Below are 18,477 nucleotides of genomic sequence, written 5' to 3' on the forward strand. Positions count from 1 at the left end.
CGTACGACGCCCGCAGTACGGCGGGGAGCCCACGGCCGGTGGACGCGGACTACAGGGGCCGGACGCAACGATCGTCAGCATGGCTACCTACCTCTACCGCCTCGGCAGGTTCGCGTTCCGCCGACGCCGAATGGTCGTGTTCATCTGGCTGGGGCTGCTCGTCGCGGGCATCACCGGCGCTGCGACGTTGTCCGGTCCGACCGCGAACGGCTTCTCCATTCCGGGCACCGAGTCGCAGCGAGCGCTGGACCTGCTCGACGAGCGGTTCCCGCAGGCAGGGGCGGACGGTGGCACGGCCCGGATCGTGTTCCAGGCGCCGCCGGGTGGCAAGCTCGCCGATCCCGCCAACGCGGCGCTGGTGCGGAGTACTCTCGACGAGATCGGAGCCGCGCCGCAGGTGGACCGGGTGGTGGATCCCTTTACCGCCAAGGCGATCTCGGCCGACGGCAGGACAGGATACGCCCAAGTCGCCTACCAGGTCAGTGCGCAGGAGGTCACGCCGGAAGCGCAGGAAGCGGTGACCGAGGCGGTGCAGCCGGCCCGGGAAGCGGGCCTCACCGTCGAGCTCGGTGGCGACGCGATGCAGGTGCAGCAGGAGCAGAGCGCGACCGAGGTGATCGGGGTCGGGGTCGCCGCGGTGGTCCTGCTGATCACCTTCGGCTCCCTGATCGCGGCCGGACTTCCGTTGCTCTCGGCAATCATCGGGGTCGGGATCGGTGCCACCGCGATCACCGCGGCCACCGGCTTCGTCGACATCGGCTCCGGGACACCGATCCTCGCGGTGATGATCGGGCTCGCGGTGTCGATCGACTACGCCCTGTTCATCATGTCCCGCTACCGGCACGAACTGGGCACCGGACTGGAGCCCGAGGAGGCCGTCGGCCGGGCGGTCGGCACCGCGGGCTCGGCGGTCGTCTTCGCCGGGCTGACCGTGGTGATCGCCCTGGGCGGCCTGATCGTGGTGGACATTCCGTTCCTCACCCAGATGGGGCTCGCGGCGGCCTTCACCGTCGTGATCGCGGTGGCCATCGCGATCACCCTGCTCCCTGCCGTCCTCGGGATGGCGGGCCGCCGCGTGCTCGGCGGCAAGCTCCCCGGCCTGCGCGGCGGCGATCCGGAGGGAACGAGCGGCAGGCCCTCGGCCGGCCGCCGATGGGCCAAGTTCGTCACCCGGCGTCCGCTGGCGGTCCTGCTGGTGACCGTCGCCGGTCTCGGCGTGCTGGCGATCCCCGCCACCGATCTCAAGCTCGGGCTGCCCGACGAGAGCACCGCCGCGCCGGATTCCACCCAGCGCAAGGCCTACGAACTGCTGTCGGACGGTTTCGGCCCCGGCTTCAACGGCCCGCTGATGCTCGTGGTCGACGCGGCAGGCGCCGCCGATCCGAAGGGTGCCGCGGCAGCCACCGCGGACGCAGTACGGAAGTTGCCCGGTGCCGCCGTGGTGACGCCGCCGAACTTCAACCCACAAGGTGACACCGCTCTGCTGACGGTGATCCCGTCGACCGGGCCCGGCACCGACCAGACCAAGGACCTGGTCGAGGCGATCCGGGCGGCGCCGGAGCTGGCTGGTGCCGAGGTGTCGGTGACCGGTACGACGGCCTTCAACATCGACATCTCCGACAAACTGAACGACGCGCTGCTGCCCTACCTGTCGCTCATTGTCGGGCTGGCGTTCCTGTTGCTGATGGTGATGTTCCGGTCGATCCTGGTGCCGCTGAAGGCGGCGCTGGGGTTCCTGCTGACGGTCGCGGCGACCTTCGGTGCCGTCGTCGCCGTGTTCCAGTGGGGCTGGCTGGCCGGGTTGTTCGGCATCGAGGGACAGGCCGGACCGATCATCAGCATGCTGCCGGTGTTCCTGGTCGGGATCGTGTTCGGCCTCGCGATGGACTACCAGGTCTTCCTGGTCACCCGGATGAGGGAGGAGCACGTGCACGGGGCGACGCCGCGGGCGGCGGTGGTCGACGGTTTCAGTCACGGTGCCAGGGTGGTCACCGCCGCCGCGGTGATCATGGTCGCGGTGTTCTCGGGCTTCATCCTGTCCAGCGAGACCCTGGTCCGGCAGATCGGCTTCGGGCTCGCCTTCGCGGTCGCGATCGACGCCTTCGTGGTCCGGATGACGATCGTGCCGGCCGTGATGGCGCTGCTCGGCCGCTCGGCCTGGTGGCTGCCGCGATGGCTCGACCGGCTGCTCCCCGACATCGACGTGGAGGGCGACAAACTGCGCCAAACCCTCACCCCCGACGTACCGGCCCGCGAGCCCGCCCTCACCGCCCACTAACCCCGCCGAGACCTACCCCCGCCACTGGATGGTTACCCCCGGTTAGTACCGGGGGTAACCATCCGTCGGCAGGGGTAGGTCTCGGAGTTCGGCAGGGTGAACCGGCTGACGACGTACCGGAGGCCAAGATCTTCGAGCCGGGCGTAGTCTTCGTGGACGGGGGCGATGCGATCAGCCGGATCGGCTCCGACCCCGCCGAGGTGCTGCCCGACAACGGCACGCTCCGCGGCGACCAACTGCACACCGCGCGCTGAGATGAGGATGGCTCGACGATGAGCGAGAGCACGGACAAGGCCCCGAAGACCGCGACCCACGACAGCCCGTCGGGCGAGAAGCTGCGCGAGTTCATGAACTCCGGCTGGGGCTCGATCGAGCGAGACGACGTCACGCTCAGTGACGTGGGGACGTGGGCGGCGAAGCGGCGCGACGCGCTCTCGCAGGCGTTCCCCGGTGAGCGGCTGGTGATCCCGGCCGGCACCTTCAAGGTCCGCTCCAACGACACCGACTACGCGTTCCGCCCGCACACCGACTACGTCTGGCTGGTCGGCGACCAGACCTCCGACGCCGTCCTGGTACTGGAGCCCAACGGCACCAGCGGCCACGACTCGGTGCTGTACTTCCGGCCCCGCTCGGACCGCAGCGAGGGCGAGGAGTTCTGGCGCGACCGGATGTACGGCGAGCTGTGGGCCGGCCGCCGCCCGTCACTGACCGAGACCGCCAAGGAGTTCGGGATCGAGACCCGGCACGTCGACGCCCTCGCCGACGTGCTGAAGAGCGACGTACCGACCCGCGTCCGCCGCGGCGAGGACAGCTCGATCGCCTCCCTGCTCAGCGGCACCAAGACCGACGCCGACCGCGACGGCGAGCTCGCCTTCACGCTGTCGGAGCTACGGCTGGTCAAGGACGCGTTCGAGATCGAGCAGCTCCGCGAAGCCTGCGCGATCACCCACCGCGGTTTCTCCGACGTACTGGCCGACATGGACAGCGTCCGCAAGTACGGCGAGCGCTGGATCGAGGGCACCTTCTGGCGCCGGGCCCGCGCGGAGGGCAACGACGTCGGCTACACCTCGATCGCCGCGGCCGGGCCGCACGCGACCACGCTGCACTGGATCGAGAACGACGGCACCGTCGACAACGGCCACCTGATGCTGCTCGACATGGGTGTGGAGAACCGCAACCTCTACACCGCCGACATCACCCGCACGCTGCCGATCAACGGCCAGTTCACCCCGCGTCAGCGCGAGCTGTACCAACTGGTGCTGGACGCCCAGAACGCCGGCATCAACGCGCTCAAGCCCGGTGTCGCTTTCCGGGCCGGCCACGAAGCCTCGATCGAGGTCATCGTCCGCGGCCTGGAGGCGATGGAACTGCTCCCGGTCAGCGCCGACGAAGCGCTCGACCCGAACAGCGGCATCTACCAGCGCTACACCCTGCACGGCGTCAGCCACATGCTCGGCATCGACGTGCACGACTGCGCCGCCGCCCGCAACGAGAAGTACAACAAGGGCAACCTCGAAGCCGGCTACGTCCTCACCGTCGAGCCCGGCCTCTACTTCCAGGCCGAGGACCTGACCGTGCCCGAGGACCTCCGCGGCATCGGCATCCGGATCGAGGACGACATCCTGATCACCGCGGACGGGTTCGAGAACCTCTCCGCCGCCATGCCCCGAGAGATCGACGCGGTAGAAGCCTGGATGGCCGGCTGACCCAGCCGCCGCCTCGCTGGGCAGATGCCCGGCGAGGCGGCCTGGCCGGTCAGTTCTTGCCGACGGCCTGGATCGAGCCGACGATGCCCTGGGCTGCCGTACAGGTCGCCCAGGTGGTCTGACCGAGGCGCACGATCGGCGAGTAGATCAGAGTGCCGTTCGAGCACCGGACCTTGATCTGGAACCGCGGGTAGCCGTCGGCAGTCACACACCGGCCGAACCCGGTCAGCGCCGCACCGCTCGAGCGCCACACCTCGCAGTTGGGCGCGGTAACGGCAGCCTGGGCGGGCGTGGCGGTCGTAACGGGCACGGCTACGGCGGCGGCCGTAACCAGCAGGGACAGGGCACCGAGGGCGATCGAGCGCATGAATCCTCCAGATAGATGATCAAATCCCGCTCACCGTACCCGCCTACGCCCGGGAGCACTCACTCGTAAGTTGCCGGAAGCACGGAAGAGGATCGCGGAGGTACTTTACAAGCATTCAACTATGCCTAAATACTTTGAAAGTAACGACCAGGGCGTTACTATCCAAGTAATTGGGAGGTGAGATGATGCGCGCACTCGACGTCTTGGAAACGTTGGAGCTGCTGGGTTCCGGCCGCTGGGGCCTGGTGACGACGATTCAGGCAGCTGAAGCCGGGGTGTCCAAGATGCAGCTGTCACGCCTCACCGACCGTGGCACCTTGCACCGGGTTCGTCACGGCGTCTACGCGCTCCCTTCAGCCGAGACCGGACCACTACAGGGCCTACATGCAGCCTGGCTCGCCACCGGCAGTCAGCCGGCCGGAAACCAGCCGCTGACCGTAGTGTCCGGCGAGTCCGCGGCAGCCGTGCACGGACTCGGAGACCTCCTACCCTCCACGTACGAGTTCACCACCGCAGTACGCCGGCAGACCACGCAGCCGGACATCCGATATCGCAAGCGCGATCTGCCGGACGATGACGTCATCCAAGTCGATGGGCTCCCCGTCACCACTGCCGCCCGCACCATCAACGACCTGGCCACTGGCAGTACTGACTTCGACCACCTCGCCACAGTAGTCCGCGACGCCATCAGCATCGCCAACGTCCCTCCCCTGGCCCTCGTCCGGGCACTCGAACCAGCAGCCGAACGATTCGGAGTTCCAGACGGCGTCGCCCTACTTTCCGCAGCGCTGAAAGCAACCGGATACCAACCTGACCTCCAAAACCTGGAGTTGTCCCCGGCGCTGCGCGAGAGCGTCCTGCAAGCTCTCGCGCCTCAACTCAAGAGCGCTGTCAGCGAAGCCGTGGCCGAGCAGCTCCGTCAACTGACGACGCAGAAGGAAAGAACCACGAAACGCCGTCCGCCCGCAGGAGAAATTGGCCAACGATGACGTCGTTGACCCGTTAACCACCTGCACAGGGACACGCACACCAGACGGGACAGCAGCCGCGCTAGCAACCGGCAACTGCCTCCACACGCCCGGGCAGCGACTCGCGCCACCGCGTGCCTTTCAAGGCGCGACGGAGGAGCGCCGCGTTGGGGTGGATGGGCAGGAGCGCCGACGGAGGAGGGGCGAGACGGGTCAGCCACCTGCACACGGATGACCCGTCCAACCACCACCCCGTCGTACGGCGGGCTACCAGATACGCACTCGATCCTCAGGCGCCAGCCACATGCCGTCGGACTCCGCGGTTCCGAATGCCTGGTGGAAGGCGTCGATGTTGCGGACGACCGCGTTGCAGCGGAACTCCGGCGGGGAGTGCGGGTCGATCGCGAGACGGCGGATCGCTTCGGCCTCGCGAGCTTTGCTGGACCAGCCGAGGGCCCAGGCGAGGAAGAAGCGTTGGGGGCCGGTGAGCCCGTCCACGGTCGGGAACTCCGCGTCACCCAGCGAGAGCGTGTAGGCGACGTAGGCGATCGACAGGCCGCCGAGGTCGCCGATGTTCTCGCCGAGGGTCAGCTCGCCGTTGACCGTGTGGCCAGGCGCGTCGGTCGGCTCCAGTACGTCGTACTGCGCGACGAGCTTCGCGGTACGCACCTCGAAGGCGGCGCGATCCTCGTCGGTCCACCAGTCGCTGAGATTGCCCTCGCCGTCGTACTTCGAGCCCTGGTCGTCGAAGCCGTGGCCGATCTCATGACCGATCACGGCGCCGATCGAGCCGTAGTTGACCGCGTCGTCGGCATCCAGGTCGAAGAACGGCGGGTGCAGGATCGCGGCCGGGAAGACGATCTCGTTCATCCGCGGGTTGTAGTACGCGTTGACCGTCTGCGGCGTCATCAGCCACTCGGTCTTGTCGATCGGCTGCCCCAGCTTGGCCAGGTCGCGCTCGGTCTCCACCGCGACCGAGCGGCGGATGTTGCCGACCAGGTCGTCGGCGCTGACCTCGAGGCCGCTGTAGTTCTTCCACTTGTCCGGGTAGCCGATCTTCGGCGTGAAGGTGGCGAGCTTGTCGAGCGCGCGCCGCCGGGTCTCCGGACCCATCCAGTCGAGCGCTTCGATCCGTTGCCGATAGGCCTCGACCAGGTGTCCGACCAGCTCGACCATCCGGGCCTTGGCGGCCGGCGGGAAGTGCTCGGCCACATACAACTGGCCGACCGCCTCACCGAGCGCGGAGTCGACCACGCCCAGGCCGCGCTTCCAGCGCTCACGCAGCTCCGGCGCGCCGGTCAGGGTCTTGCCGTAGAAGGCGAAGTTCTCGTCGACGAAGGCCTGGCTCAGCAGCGGCGCGGCGCCGTGCACGATGCGCCAGCTCAGCCACTCCTTCCAGTGCTCCAGGTCGATCTCCTGCAGGGCCCCGGCGGCCGCGGTCAGGTAGTCCGGTTGACGAACCACCAGTTGCGCGAAGGCCGAGTCGGGGACACCGGCGTTGGACAGCCAGATGGCCCAGTCGAAGCCGGGGGTGAGCGCTTCGAGCCCGGCCCGGTCGACCTTGTTGTAGGTCGCGGTGACGTCGCGGTTGCTCACCCGGTCCCAGTGGCCCTTGGCCAGCCGGGTCTCGAGCGCCATGATCCGCTCGGCGGCAGCGCTGGGGTCTGGCAGGCCGGCGAGCTCGAGCATCCGGGCGACGTGCGCGACGTACGCCGTACGCACCTCGGCGAAGGAGTCCTCCCGGTAGTAGGACTCGTCCGGCAGGCTGATGCCGCCCTGGCTGGCGTAGATAATGTACTCGTCGGACTTCTTCGCGTCGATGTCCGCGCCGTAGTAGAAGACCCCAGGGACGCCCTGCAGCTCCAACTGCCCGAGCGCGGCGACCAGGCTGTCCACGTCTTTCACCGAGGCGGCCAGCTCGAGCTGGTCGGCGATCGGAGCGGCGCCGAGCCGCTCGATCGTCCCGGTGTCCATGAAGCTGGTGAACAGGTCACCGATCTTGCGCGCCTCGCTGCCGGCCGGCTGCTCCGCGGCCGTGGCCGCGACCTGCTCGACGATCGTCCGGACGTCGCGCTCCGCGCTGTCCAGCAGCGCGTGAAATGCGCCGTAGATCGCCTTGTCCGCCGGGATCTCCGTGCGGTCCAGCCACGGCCCGTTGGCATACCGGTACAGGTCGTCCTGCGGCCGGACCGTCGTGGACAGATCCGAGCTGTCGATCCCTGCTGTCATTCCTGCCCCACTCCTCGTCACCGGTGGATCCGGCCTGGATACCACTCACCGTGACATTACCCGTTCCGGCCCAGCCGCCCCGGAAGTTGTCAACAGCCGTGAACCGTTCAGCCCGGCGAGCCGTTCCACTATGTTGAAAGCACAACCAGCCGCTGTGTCGGCGTACGAGGGGCGTCGGCCAGGCCCGGTCATCGACCAGGAGGACACTCCGCCATGTCACGTCCACAGCCGAGACAGCTAGGCCGCGTACTCGCCATCGCCATCGGCCTCCCAGCACTACTCGTCGGCAGCCTCACCGCCTCCGCCACCACAGTGGCGGCAACCACCACGACCTCAACAACCGGCCACAGCTACCCGACCCGCTTCGCCCTGCCGGCAGGCTTCCAGCCCGAAGGCATCGCCATCGACCGCTCCGGTACGGCGTACTTCGGTTCCCGCGTCGACGGCGACATCTACGCCGCCAGCCTGCGGACCGGCCGCGGCAAGGTGCTCAGCCAGGGCCCCGGTACCGCCTCGCTCGGCCTGAAGGTCGACCGGCGCGGGCGGCTGTTCGTAGCCGGCGCTGCCGGTGGCAACGGCCGGGTCATCGACACCCGCTCCGGCAAGGTGCTCGCCAGCTACACGTTCACCACCACGACGCCGACCTTCGTCAACGATGTGATCCTCGGCAAGGACGCCGCCTGGTTCACCGACTCGCGGCAGCCGGTGCTCTACAAGGTCCCGCTCGGCCGCAACGGCCAACTGCCTCCGCAGGCCGCGGTGAAGACCGTTCCGCTCAGCGGCGACTACGTGCACGACCCGGTGAGCAACAACGGCAACGGCATCGAACTGACCCCGGACGGCCGCAACCTGATCATCGTGCAGTCCGCGACCGGCTTCCTGTTCCGCGTCGATCCCCGCACCGGCGTCACCCGCAAGCTCGAGCTGGGCGGCGCGGTGATGACGAACGGCGACGGGCTGCTCCGCAGCAAGGACACCCTGTACGTCGTCCAGAACCGGCTCAACAAGATCGCCGTGCTGGATCTCGACAACTCCGGCAGCAAGGGCCGGCTGGTTCGCGAGATCGCCAGCCCGGACTTCGACATCCCGACCACGGCAGCCTTCTACCGGTCGCGGATCTACCTGCCGAACGCCCGCTTCAGCACCCCGCCGACGCCGACGACGGAGTACTGGGTGACCGCCGTCCGGCGGTAGCTCTTCAGGAAACGGTGCGGAGGTCGCCTCGGGCAGCAGCCTTGAGGCGGCTTCCGCAGGACAGGCGAACCGAGTAGCCGGCCGGAATCGAGAGCGGCTCACCGGTCTGCGGGTTGCGTCCGGTGCGCGGCGCGCGCATCACCCGCTCGATGCTCAGCAGGCCGGTCAGCGAGACCTTGTCGCCCTTGTGCACCGCCTCGGTGACGACGTCACCCAGCGCGTCGAGCACCTTCTCGGCCTGGTTGCGCGGGATGCCCGCCTTCGTCGCCACGCCGGCGACCAGCTCGTTGCGGTTCACGGTTCTCCTCAGCTTCGCGCCGCCGGACGGCACCCCATCCACCGTCCGGTCGATCCTCGAAAACCTTAACCGAAATGAATGTCGTTAGCGAGAACGATCTCAAAATCTGGGGAAAACCCGCGTCACCCCGCGTTCACCGGCCGATCAGGAGCCGCCACGCACGTTTCGGCGGATCGGTTCGATCAGCGGGCCAAGATCATCCTTTCGATCGAGGCCGGCCGGTACCGCGGTCTGAAAGTGTGGGGTGAAGACCCTTCGCGGGACTGACGCGCGATCGGCCCCCGGGCCGATACCTTCGTTCCATGAGCCAACCGCAGTCCATCGACCCGCGCTACGTGAGCCGGGCGCCCGTGCGGCCGAAGAAGCGGCGCAACTGGTTCGGCCGGATCATCGGACTGATCGTCCTGTTGTTCGTGCTGAGCCTGATCTGCATCCCGCTGTTCGCCTGGGGCAAGATCAACAAGGTCGACGCCTTCCCGACGGGTGACCGGCCGGCCGAGACGCCGGGGACGACGTACCTGCTGGTCGGGTCCGACAGCCGCGAGGGCCTGACCCGCGCCGAGCGCGCCAAGCTGCACACCGGCAAGGCGGGCGGCCGGCGGACCGACTCGATCCTGCTGCTGCACGTGCCGGAGTCCGGCCCGACCGCGCTGATCAGCCTGCCGCGGGACTCCTACGTGCCGATTCCCGGCCACGGCCGGAACAAGCTCAACGCGGCGTTCGCGTTCGGCGGCCAGCAACTGCTGATCCAGACCATCGAGAACGTCTCCGGCCTGCGCGTCGACCACTACGTCGAGATCGGTTTCGGCGGCTTCGCCTCGATCGTGGACAGCCTCGGCGGGATCAACATGTGCTTGCCCAAGGCAATCAAAGACGAGAAGGCGCACATCGACCTGCCGAAGGGTTGCCAGGACCTGGACGGCCCGACCGCGCTGGGCTACGTGCGGGCCCGGTACTTCGATCCGTCCGGCGACCTCGGCCGGGTCCAGCGGCAGCGCGAGATGATCGGCGCGATCGCGAACAAGGCCGTCTCACCGGGCACCTTCGTGAACCCGTTCCGCTTCTACCAGCTCAGCACCGCCGGTGCCGAGGCGCTCACCATCGACTCCGACATGGGCCCGTTCACGCTGCTCAGGTTCGCTCGCGGGATGAAGGCGGTCTCCGCCGGTGGTGACGGGGTCACGCTGACCGTGCCGATCTCCGACAGCAGCCTGAGCACCTCGCACGGCTCGGCCGTGAAGTGGAACACCAAGCAGGCCACAGCGCTCTTCAAGAGCCTGAAGGAAGACAACACCACCGGTCTGAAGAGCAGCTAGTGCTCACCTTGGTTCACCTGATGGTGAGCCTGGGGATGCTGGTGATCGTCCCACTCGGGTTGAGTCTGGTGCAGGTGCCAGGCGGTACTACGGCCCGTCGCTGGTGGCTCGCCGCGGCTGTGCCAGGGGTCTTGTCCCTCTGGCTCGGCCGCGGCCCGCTGTCGGTCACTCTGGCGAGCATCTACCTGGCAGGCACGCTAGTACTCGTTGGCCTGGCCACTGCAGACCTGGTACGCCGGAGGCGTCTCCGCGCGCGGGAGGTCGCGCTCTACACAGCACTGGTGACACCGGCGATCGCCGCGCTGGCGCTGGTGGCCGAGCGCTCGTCGTACGAGCTGTTCGGCTTCAACCTCACAGTGCTGTCGCTGACCGTCGCCCATTTCCACTTCGCCGGCTTCGCCGCAGCACTGGTCGCGTGTCTGGTAGTGGAGTCGGATAGCGACCGCGCTACGACCGCTGCGGCTGTCAGTGTGCCGCTGGGTACTGGGATCGTGCTGCTGGGCTTCTTCCTCGGCGACCCGGTCGAGTTGCTGGGCGCCGCAGTACTGACGGCCGGGATGTGGCTGGTCGGCTGGGCCATGTGGCGCCGGTCGCGAACCGCTGAGCGGGTGCCGAAGGTGCTACTGGTCATCTCGGCAGGCACGCTCGTTGTCACGATGCTGCTGGCGCTTAGTTGGGCACTAGGGCATGTAGCGGCAACGCCGTACCTGCCGTTGCGCTGGATGGTTGCTACACATGGAGTGGCGAACGCACTCGGCTTCGCTCTGTGTGGGCTGCTGGCCTGGCGCCTACTGAAGGAGTCAGATGAAGCTAGATGACCTGCGGGACCTCCGGTTCAGCTACGACGCAGTGGGCTCGACGCAGTACGACGAGACGCCGCCCGGCTACCACCGCCTGGACCACCGCGTCCGGATCGGCAGCGGCGACGATGCCTTCCGCCGTGCGGGTGAGGCGCTGATGACGTGGCAGGCTCACCGCGCGGCCGGCGTACCGGTGAAGGCGACGGACAGCCCGCTGGTGATTGGCACGAACTCGCTCGGTCGCCTCGGCGTCGGCGACTTCGGCCTGCCGGCTCCCTGCCGCGTGGTCTGGGTCGTCGACGAGCCGGACCGGACCGGCTTCGCCTACGGCACGCTGGCCGGCCACCCGCAGGAAGGCGAGGAGTCCATGGTGGTGACCCGTGAACCCGACGGCATCTACTACACGATCCGCGCCTACAGTCGCGGCGGCACCTGGTACTCCCGACTCGGCGGCCCACTCACCCGCCGAGCCCAGCTACTCGTGGCCAAGCACTACGCCAAGGCCCTCCAACGCCTCGCCAGCGCATGAAGCTGGAAGACCTGCGTCATCGGCGGTTCAGCTACGACGTCGTCGGTTCGACCCGGTACGACGAGACGCCGCCCGGCTACCACCGCCTGGACCACCGCGTCCGGATCGGCAGCGGCGACGACGTCTTCCGCCGTGCCGGTGAAGCGCTGATGACGTGGCGGATGCATACCAAAGCCGGTGTGCGGATCAAGGCGACCGACACTCCGGCCGTGATCGGCGCCAACTCGCTGGGACGCGTAGGAGTCGGCTCACTGGGCTTGGCGGTGATTTGCCGAGTGGTGTGGGTGGTGGATGAGCCGGACCGGATCGGCTTCGCCTACGGAACCTTGGAAGGGCATCCGGAGGCAGGCGAGGAGTCCTTTGTCGTCACCCGTGAACCGGATGGCATCTACTTCACCGTTCGCGCCTACAGCCGGGCCGGCACCTGGTACGCCAGCCTGGGCGGCCCGGTCACTCGTGCTGTCCAGACCCGCTTCGCTCAACGCTATGCCAAAGCCCTTCAGCGCCTCGCCAACCACTGAGTGGACTGCAGAAGGCAGGGCCGATTGGATCTGTCTCGGCCGGTTCCGGCTTCATAGCCTCGGCGTATGAGCGAAGTACGCGCAGCGACCACAGCAGACATCCCGCAGTTGATCGACGCCTACGGCTGGTTGTTCGAGCCGCCGGGGGCGAAGCCGGCCGCGTGGGATCCGGTGGTGGCGGCAGACCGGTTGGAGCGGACGATCAGCGGGCCGCGCAGCGGAGTACTGGTTGCTGTCGAGGACGAGACCGTCGTCGGATTCGGTACGACGTACCTGGACATCGAGTCGGTGCGGTTCGGGCAGCGGTGCTGGGTGGAAGACCTGGCGGTCGACCCCTCGCAGCGGTCCGGCGGCATCGGAGCGGCCTTGCTGGCGGCGGCTCGCGCATGGGCCAAGGACAACGGCGCGACCCATCTCGAGCTCGACTCCTCGACGGCGCGGACCGACGCGCACAGGTTCTACCACCGGCACGAGCCGAGCAGCCAGTCGCTCAACTTCGGGTGGGAGACCGCCTGATCTGCGTCGGACAACGCAAAGGCCCCGCGAGAGCTCATACCTCTGCGGGGCCGGAAACCTTTCTACCCAACCGCGTCGGCCGGTGGGGCGTTCGACACGCGAACAGTGAGTGACATCATGTCCGGGTGAGTCCCAAGACCTTGAACGACCTGGTGGCGCCCGACTGGGCCAAGGCCCTGTCCCCGGTGGAAGAGACCGTCTCCCGGATGGGTGAGTTCCTGCGCGGCGAGATCGCCGCCGGCCGGCCGTACCTGCCCGCCGGCGAGAACGTCCTGCGCGCGTTCCAGCAGCCGCTGAACGACGTGAAGGTGCTGATCGTCGGCCAGGATCCCTACCCGACTCCTGGGCATCCGGTCGGCCTGAGCTTCTCGGTCGCCCCCGACGTGCGCCCGATCCCGCGCAGCCTGCAGAACATCTACCGCGAACTGATGGCCGACCTCGGCGTACCGGCTCCCTCGAACGGTGACCTGACCCCCTGGGCCGAGCAGGGCGTGCTGATGCTCAACAGAGTGCTCACCGTCCAGCCGGGCAAGTCCGCCTCGCACAAGGGCAAGGGCTGGGAGGCAGTCACCGAACAGGCCATCCATGCTCTCGTCGAGCGCGGTGGCCCGCTGGTGGCGATCCTCTGGGGCCGGGACGCGCAGACACTCAAGCCGATGCTCGGCAGTACGCCGTACGTCGAGAGCGTCCACCCGAGCCCCATGTCGGCCGACCGCGGGTTCTTCGGCTCCAAGCCGTTCAGCCGGGTCAACGACCTGCTGGTGCAGCAGGGCGGCACTCCTATCGACTGGCGGCTTCCCTAGGAGTTCCCGTCCAGCTGTGCCAGAGCTGGCTGTAGCGACCGCCTGCAGCCAGCAACCCGTCGTGCGTACCCGACTCGACCACTTTCCCCTGGTCCAGTACGACGATGCGATCCGCCTGCTGCGCCTGAGTGAGCCGGTGAGCCACCACCAGCGTCGTACGCCCCTCGGTGGCAGCTGCACTGGCCCGCTCCAGGTCGCGGGCGCCTGCGCTACCCGCTTCGGCCGTCGCCTCATCCAGTACTGCGAACGGCGGGTCGGCCAGCACCAGCCGGGCCAGTGCAATCTGCTGCGCCTGCGCACCCGTCAACTGGTGGGCGTTCTCCCCCACCTGGCTCTCGAGCCCATCCGGCAAGGCACGCACCCATGCCAGCGCTCCCACTCGCTCCAGCGCGTTCTCGACCTCAGCAACGGTCGCTGAGGCCTTGGCCAGCCGTACATCCTCCAGCAGCGTCCCGGAGAACACGTGCACCTCTTGGCTGAGCAGCGCGACCTGCTGCTGAGTCCGGGTCTCGCCCAACGCGCGAATGTCCACCCCGCCCAGTAGCACAGTCCCAGCAGTAGGCATCAGTACGCCGGCCGCGATCGCCGCCAGCGTGGTCTTCCCGGCGCCACTCGCCCCGACCAGCGCCACGCGCTCACCCGGCTCGAACCGCAGTGACACGCCATCGACGACCAGCGGGCCGCCGCCGTACGAGTGCCCGATCCCCACCAGCTCCACCGAGGCGTCCGCCGGAGCAGGACCGGCAGGCGGTTCGACAGCTGCCTCAAGCTCCAGCACTCCGGCCAGTCGCGCCAGCCCGGCCCCAGCCGTCTGCACTTCGTCGAACTGCATCAGCAGCGCGCCGAGCGGGTTGAACAACCGGTGGAAGTAGAGCGCCGCGGCGGTCGTCGCGCCGATCGTCACCGCGTCCGCCCGGACCAGGAAGAAACCGGCCACCAGGATCGAGGTGAGTCCGACGAACTCGGCATGGTTGATCCGCGAGACGAACGAGCCGAAGAGCCTGAAGACGTTCAGCGAGAGATCCCGCGCCACCGCCGAGCGGTCCCCGATCCGCTCGAGCTGCGTCTCCTCCAACTGGTAGGCCCGAACCGTCCCGCTCCCCCGCAGCGAGGCGATGATCGCTTCGGACCGCTCGCCCATCGCGAGCCGTTCCTTGCGGTAGAAGGGCGCGGACCTCGGCAGGTACCAGCGGAGCGCCATCAGGTACATCGGCAGCGCGAGCAGCCCGGCGAGCCCCAGCCGCCAGTCCAGGGCGAAGAGCCCTCCGACGGTCAGCACGATCGTCAGCGACGCCGCCAGCAGCACCGGTCCGACCTCGGTCAACGCTGCCGCCACCGTGGCCACGTCGTCGCCGACTCGCGACAGCAGATCACCGGTGCGGATCCGGTCGAGCACCGGCGCCGGCAAGTGCAGCACTCGATCCAGCACCTGCTCCCGGATCCGCGCTAGCACGCTCTCGCCCACCCGCGCGATCAGCGTCACCCCCAGAGCAGTGAGTACGCCGCTGAGCAACGCCGCGCCACCGATCAGCACCACCACCCGGACAACAGCCGACCCCTCAGCACCGGTCGACACGTCGTCGACCAGCACGCCGAGGGCCCACGGCGCCACCAATCCGGCAGCGCTTCCCACAGTCACGACGACGGCCGCGACCAGCGACAGCACCTTCAGTCGCCGGATCTCCCGCCACAAGACGATCCAGGTGGCGCGCGTCCCAGCGATCGGCAGCAACTCGGACGTACTCATCGCAGTACCGCCTCCTGGTACGCCGGATCCGTCGCGGCCAGCTCCGCATGTCGTCCCTCTGCCACCACAACGCCGTCCGAGACGACCAGCACTCGATGCATCTTGCCCAGCAGGGCAGGGCTGCTGGTCAGCACCAGAGTCGCCAGCGTCGCGACGCCGCGCACCTCCGCGACTCCCTCGGCAAGCAACTCCTCGGTGACAGCGTCCACCGCAGTACTGGGGTCGTGCAGCACCAGCACTGGCGGCTCGGCCAGCAAGGCACGGGCCAAGCCGAGACGCTGGCGCTGGCCTCCGGACAGGGTGCGGCCTCGATCGGCCAGCGGGTGGTCGAGGCCGTCAGCGTGGGCCTCGACGACGTCAGTCGCCGCTGCTGCCCGCACTACGCGATCCAGTCGAGCAGTCTTGTCGGACCCGGCCAGGAGGTTCGATCGGAGCGTGCCTTCGAACAGATCCGTGTCGTGCTGCTCGACCAGGACGGAACGGCGTACCAGGTCGATGTCGAGCTCCTCGACCTCTGTTCCGCCGACCAGCACCCGACCGGAGTGCTCCGCGGCCCGGCCTGCAACGACCGTCAGCAAGGCGTCAGCGTCCCTCGGGTCGTAGCAGAGCACTCCGACGAGCTCACCGGCCTGCAGGGACAGGTCCAGCGACGACAAGGTCTTGTAGCCGACTCCCTCCAGCGCAAGCAGCGGCTTCGACGGATCCACGGTGGTAGAGGTCCCAGTGGTGATCGACCAGGGAGAAGCGAGCACTGAAGCCAAACGGCCCGCAGAAGCACGAGAGGTGGCGAGGACCTGGCCGCTGTAGCCGAGCAGCCCGACAGGCTCCGCGACGAACTGCGCTAGGCCGACCACTGTGATCAGCTCACCGATCGTGATCCGCCCGTTCAACGCGAACCAGCCCGCGACACCTGCGACCGCCGCAAGAAGCAGTCCGCTCATTGCCGCTGTCACTCCGTCCTGCAGGCCGTTGGTGGAGGCCGCACGCAGGGTGGCCGTCAGTGTGGCCTGGCTGGACCGGCGGTAGCGCTCGGCGGCGTTGTGCTGCGCGCCGATACCGCGCAGTGTCCGCAGGCCGCCGACCAGGTCGGTGGCGAGGGCCGTAGTACTGGCGACTGCCTCCTGCTGTGACGACGTACGCCGAGTGAGCAGTGGCGACAAGGCCTGGAGGCCCAGTACCAGCAGGGGAACGCCGATCATCACGCCGATCCCGAGAGGCACGTCGACCAGCAGCAGCGCCACCGACGACACCGCGAGCGCGGTACTGCCGGCGAAGCCGAGCGCCACGGCACGGAGTACCAGGGACGCCTTCTCCGCGTCGGAGGTGGCGATCATCAACAGCTCACCCGACCGCAGACCGGTTCGGTGCCCCCGCGGATCCAGCACCCGGCGGGCGATCTCCAACCGCAGTTGATGCGTCTCGAACTCGATCGTGCGCATCACCTGCCACGCACCGGCCTTCCAGGCGTTCGACAGGACGGCGAACAACGCCAGCATCATCAGCACGCACCACAGCAGCGGCTCCAGCCGGCCGGTCGAGACCGCCTGGTCCACGAAGATGCCGATCACCACCGGTACGGCGGCCTCGGTCGCCTGGTGCAACGACAGCAGCAGGATGCCGCCGGTCAACCGGCGGCGGTGTCTGCGGACCGCCCGCCGCATCACGCTGCCTGCTGTGAACTCCACGGAAGCCTTCCCCACTCGGGCGTCACCGCTCGCTTCGGCGACAAGTTAGCCCACCCTAACCTGAGGCGGAAGCAACTCGTTCGGGCCGATCGATTGACACCTGCCCGGCTCCGCCCGTACGGTCTGGCGGTAATAGGAAACTTTCCTAACAGTTGATCCGGCGCGCGATCCAGCAGCGTGGCCAGGCGACGGGACGGCGACGGAAGGGCAGGGTAGGCACATGGCCAGCACACCCGGTACTCCCCGCCTGCTCCGCGCGATGAACGACCGCGCCGCCCTCGACCTGCTGTTGTCACAGGGACCGTTGTCGCGCACTACGCTCGGTAACCTCACCGGCCTCTCGAAACCGACCGCCTCCCAGCTGCTCGCCCGGCTCGAGAGCGCCGGCCTGGTCCGCGCGAGTGGCACCAGCGCCGGCCGCCCCGGCCCGAACGCGCAGCTCTACGAGATCAACGGCGGCATCGCGTACGTCGCCGGCCTGGACGTCACCCCGACCCGGATCCGCTCGGCCGTCGCGGACCTGACCGGCAACGTGGTCGGCCGCTTCGAGCTGCCGACCCCCGGCCGCAGCGCCAAGGGCACGGTCGAGCGGGTGGTCAAGGCCATCGACGGCGCCCTCGGCGAAGCCGGCCTGACCCGCGACCGGCTGCACCGCGTCTCGATCGGCACCCCCGGTGGGTTCGACCCGACCACCGGCCGGCTCCGCTACGCGACCCACCTGCCCGGCTGGCACGCGCCGCACCTGCTCGAGGAACTGGCGGCCGCGATCGCCGTACCGCTCGAGGTCGAGAACGACGTCAACCTGGCCGCCGTCGCCGAGCAGCAGGTCGGGCACGCGAGCAACAGCGACAACTTCGTCATGCTATGGGGCGAGGAGGGGATCGGTGCCGCGATAGTGATCGGGGGCCGCCTGGTCCGCGGCGCGACCGGCGGTGCCGGTGAGGTCGCCTTCCTGCCCCTGCCCGGTACTCCGCTGGTGCGCAACGTCGGCCGCAACAACGCCGGCGGCTTCCAGGAACTCGCCGGTGGCGAACCGGTCCTCGAACTGGCCCGCACCAACGGCATCAAGGCCCGTACGCCGGAAGCCGCGATCGCCGCCGCCCTGGAGACCCCCGGCGCCGGCGACACCGTGCTCGCCGAGTTCGCCCATCGTCTCGCGGTCGGCCTGGCCGCGATCGTGTCCGTCGTCGACCCCGAGCTGATCGTGCTCGCGGGTGGCGTCATCACCGCCGGCGGCGAACGCCTCCGTGGTCTGGTGCAGGACGAGCTCGCCGAGCTCGCCGTACCGCGGCCGCGATTGCTGATGACCGCCATCAACGCCGATCCGGTCCTCTCCGGCGCCCTCCAGTCCGCCCTCACCTACACCCGCGACGAGGTCTTCGACACCGCCGGCACCACCTCCGGGAGCAGTACCGACTAGCCCGGACCACTCCCCGCACACCCCCGGACCAGGAAGCGACCTGGCCCGGCGGATCCGCACACCCGAAACGCAGTCAGCTCCATCCAGGATCAGGAGAACG

General features: G+C 68.6%; 16 protein-coding genes. 11 read left to right on the top strand and 5 right to left on the bottom strand.

From position 1 onward, the window contains the following. Window positions 1-79: 79 nt before the first annotated feature. Together OX958_RS30395 and OX958_RS30400 are read left to right on the top strand one after the other, a co-directional pair. Window positions 80-2,278, top strand: a complete 2,199-nt coding sequence (locus OX958_RS30395; RefSeq protein ID WP_270133517.1) for an MMPL family transporter — start codon at window positions 80-82, stop codon at window positions 2,276-2,278. Between the two features lie 272 nt (window positions 2,279-2,550). Then, window positions 2,551-3,984 carry an aminopeptidase P family protein gene (locus tag OX958_RS30400; protein ID WP_270133519.1) on the top strand — a complete coding sequence of 478 codons (1,434 nt, stop codon included), beginning with the start codon at window positions 2,551-2,553 and terminating at the stop codon, window positions 3,982-3,984. A gap of 49 nt (window positions 3,985-4,033) precedes the next feature. On the opposite strand, the gene OX958_RS30405 is transcribed toward OX958_RS30400, so the two are convergent. Continuing rightward, window positions 4,034-4,351, bottom strand: coding sequence for a hypothetical protein (locus tag OX958_RS30405; protein ID WP_270133520.1), 318 nt, complete (start codon window positions 4,349-4,351; stop codon window positions 4,034-4,036). 182 nt (window positions 4,352-4,533) lie between these two features. Here OX958_RS30405 and OX958_RS30410 point away from each other — a divergent pair, with 182 nt between their 5' ends. Further along, entirely contained in the window at window positions 4,534-5,340 is an 807-nt protein-coding gene (locus OX958_RS30410) for a type IV toxin-antitoxin system AbiEi family antitoxin domain-containing protein (protein WP_270133522.1), read from the top strand. A gap of 246 nt (window positions 5,341-5,586) precedes the next feature. On the opposite strand, the gene OX958_RS30415 is transcribed toward OX958_RS30410, so the two are convergent. Further along, window positions 5,587-7,548, bottom strand: coding sequence for a M13 family metallopeptidase (locus tag OX958_RS30415; protein WP_270133523.1), 1,962 nt, complete (start codon window positions 7,546-7,548; stop codon window positions 5,587-5,589). 213 nt (window positions 7,549-7,761) lie between these two features. On the opposite strand from OX958_RS30415, the gene OX958_RS30420 reads away from it, so the two are divergent. Beyond that, on the top strand, window positions 7,762-8,742 hold the full coding sequence (locus tag OX958_RS30420; RefSeq protein WP_270133525.1) for an SMP-30/gluconolactonase/LRE family protein: 981 nt from the start codon (window positions 7,762-7,764) through the stop codon (window positions 8,740-8,742). A 4-nt stretch (window positions 8,743-8,746) separates the two neighbouring features. Here OX958_RS30420 and OX958_RS30425 read toward each other — a convergent pair whose 3' ends face one another. After that, a complete protein-coding gene (locus tag OX958_RS30425) occupies window positions 8,747-9,040 on the bottom strand; it encodes an HU family DNA-binding protein (protein ID WP_020386933.1) in 294 nt (97 codons plus the stop codon). Between the two features lie 302 nt (window positions 9,041-9,342). On the opposite strand from OX958_RS30425, the gene OX958_RS30430 reads away from it, so the two are divergent. From OX958_RS30430 to OX958_RS30455, 6 genes are all read left to right on the top strand, one after another. Next, window positions 9,343-10,356, top strand: coding sequence for an LCP family protein (locus OX958_RS30430; protein WP_270133526.1), 1,014 nt, complete (start codon window positions 9,343-9,345; stop codon window positions 10,354-10,356). Further along, a complete protein-coding gene (locus OX958_RS30435; protein WP_270133527.1) occupies window positions 10,356-11,174 on the top strand; it encodes a YndJ family protein in 819 nt (272 codons plus the stop codon). The genes OX958_RS30430 and OX958_RS30435 overlap by 1 nt, the downstream gene beginning before the upstream one ends. Next, window positions 11,161-11,685 (top strand): DUF1990 family protein, encoded by a 525-nt coding sequence (locus OX958_RS30440; RefSeq protein ID WP_270133529.1) that lies wholly within the window; start codon window positions 11,161-11,163, stop codon window positions 11,683-11,685. The genes OX958_RS30435 and OX958_RS30440 overlap by 14 nt, the downstream gene beginning before the upstream one ends. Further along, the gene (locus OX958_RS30445; protein ID WP_270133530.1) at window positions 11,682-12,206 is read left to right on the top strand and encodes a DUF1990 family protein; all 525 of its coding nucleotides are present in this window, start codon (window positions 11,682-11,684) and stop codon (window positions 12,204-12,206) included. Before OX958_RS30440 ends, OX958_RS30445 begins: the two co-directional genes overlap by 4 nt. Window positions 12,207-12,272: 66 nt before the next feature. After that, window positions 12,273-12,722, top strand: a complete 450-nt coding sequence (locus tag OX958_RS30450) for a GNAT family N-acetyltransferase (protein WP_270133532.1) — start codon at window positions 12,273-12,275, stop codon at window positions 12,720-12,722. 125 nt (window positions 12,723-12,847) lie between these two features. Then, window positions 12,848-13,525, top strand: a complete 678-nt coding sequence (locus OX958_RS30455; protein ID WP_270133533.1) for a uracil-DNA glycosylase — start codon at window positions 12,848-12,850, stop codon at window positions 13,523-13,525. On the opposite strand, the gene OX958_RS30460 is transcribed toward OX958_RS30455, so the two are convergent. Next, window positions 13,503-15,272, bottom strand: coding sequence for an ABC transporter ATP-binding protein (locus OX958_RS30460; RefSeq protein ID WP_270133535.1), 1,770 nt, complete (start codon window positions 15,270-15,272; stop codon window positions 13,503-13,505). The genes OX958_RS30455 and OX958_RS30460 overlap by 23 nt on opposite strands. Further along, complete coding sequence (locus OX958_RS30465) at window positions 15,269-16,957, bottom strand: ABC transporter ATP-binding protein (protein ID WP_270133536.1); 1,689 nt, start codon at window positions 16,955-16,957, stop codon at window positions 15,269-15,271. The genes OX958_RS30460 and OX958_RS30465 overlap by 4 nt, the downstream gene beginning before the upstream one ends. Before the next feature lie 220 nt (window positions 16,958-17,177). Between OX958_RS30465 and OX958_RS30470 the strand changes: the two genes are divergently transcribed. Continuing rightward, on the top strand, window positions 17,178-18,377 hold the full coding sequence (locus OX958_RS30470; RefSeq protein WP_270133537.1) for an ROK family transcriptional regulator: 1,200 nt from the start codon (window positions 17,178-17,180) through the stop codon (window positions 18,375-18,377). Window positions 18,378-18,477 lie beyond the last annotated feature (100 nt).

Source organism: Kribbella sp. CA-293567 (assembly GCF_027627575.1).
In the GTDB taxonomy this organism is placed as follows: Bacteria; Actinomycetota; Actinomycetes; order Propionibacteriales; family Kribbellaceae; genus Kribbella.

Bases quoted from the DNA above. Each gene is read 5' to 3' on its own strand.
- OX958_RS30395 (WP_270133517.1), top strand. From the start codon at position 80: ATGGCTACCTACCTCTACCGCCTCGGCAGGTTCGCGTTCCGCCGACGC.
- OX958_RS30400 (WP_270133519.1), top strand. From the start codon at position 2,551: ATGAGCGAGAGCACGGACAAGGCCCCGAAGACCGCGACCCACGACAGC.
- OX958_RS30405 (WP_270133520.1), bottom strand. From the start codon at position 4,351: ATGCGCTCGATCGCCCTCGGTGCCCTGTCCCTGCTGGTTACGGCCGCC.
- OX958_RS30410 (WP_270133522.1), top strand. From the start codon at position 4,534: ATGATGCGCGCACTCGACGTCTTGGAAACGTTGGAGCTGCTGGGTTCC.
- OX958_RS30415 (WP_270133523.1), bottom strand. From the start codon at position 7,548: ATGACAGCAGGGATCGACAGCTCGGATCTGTCCACGACGGTCCGGCCG.
- OX958_RS30420 (WP_270133525.1), top strand. From the start codon at position 7,762: ATGTCACGTCCACAGCCGAGACAGCTAGGCCGCGTACTCGCCATCGCC.
- OX958_RS30430 (WP_270133526.1), top strand. From the start codon at position 9,343: ATGAGCCAACCGCAGTCCATCGACCCGCGCTACGTGAGCCGGGCGCCC.
- OX958_RS30440 (WP_270133529.1), top strand. From the start codon at position 11,161: ATGAAGCTAGATGACCTGCGGGACCTCCGGTTCAGCTACGACGCAGTG.
- OX958_RS30445 (WP_270133530.1), top strand. From the start codon at position 11,682: ATGAAGCTGGAAGACCTGCGTCATCGGCGGTTCAGCTACGACGTCGTC.
- OX958_RS30450 (WP_270133532.1), top strand. From the start codon at position 12,273: ATGAGCGAAGTACGCGCAGCGACCACAGCAGACATCCCGCAGTTGATC.
- OX958_RS30460 (WP_270133535.1), bottom strand. From the start codon at position 15,272: ATGAGTACGTCCGAGTTGCTGCCGATCGCTGGGACGCGCGCCACCTGG.
- OX958_RS30470 (WP_270133537.1), top strand. From the start codon at position 17,178: ATGGCCAGCACACCCGGTACTCCCCGCCTGCTCCGCGCGATGAACGAC.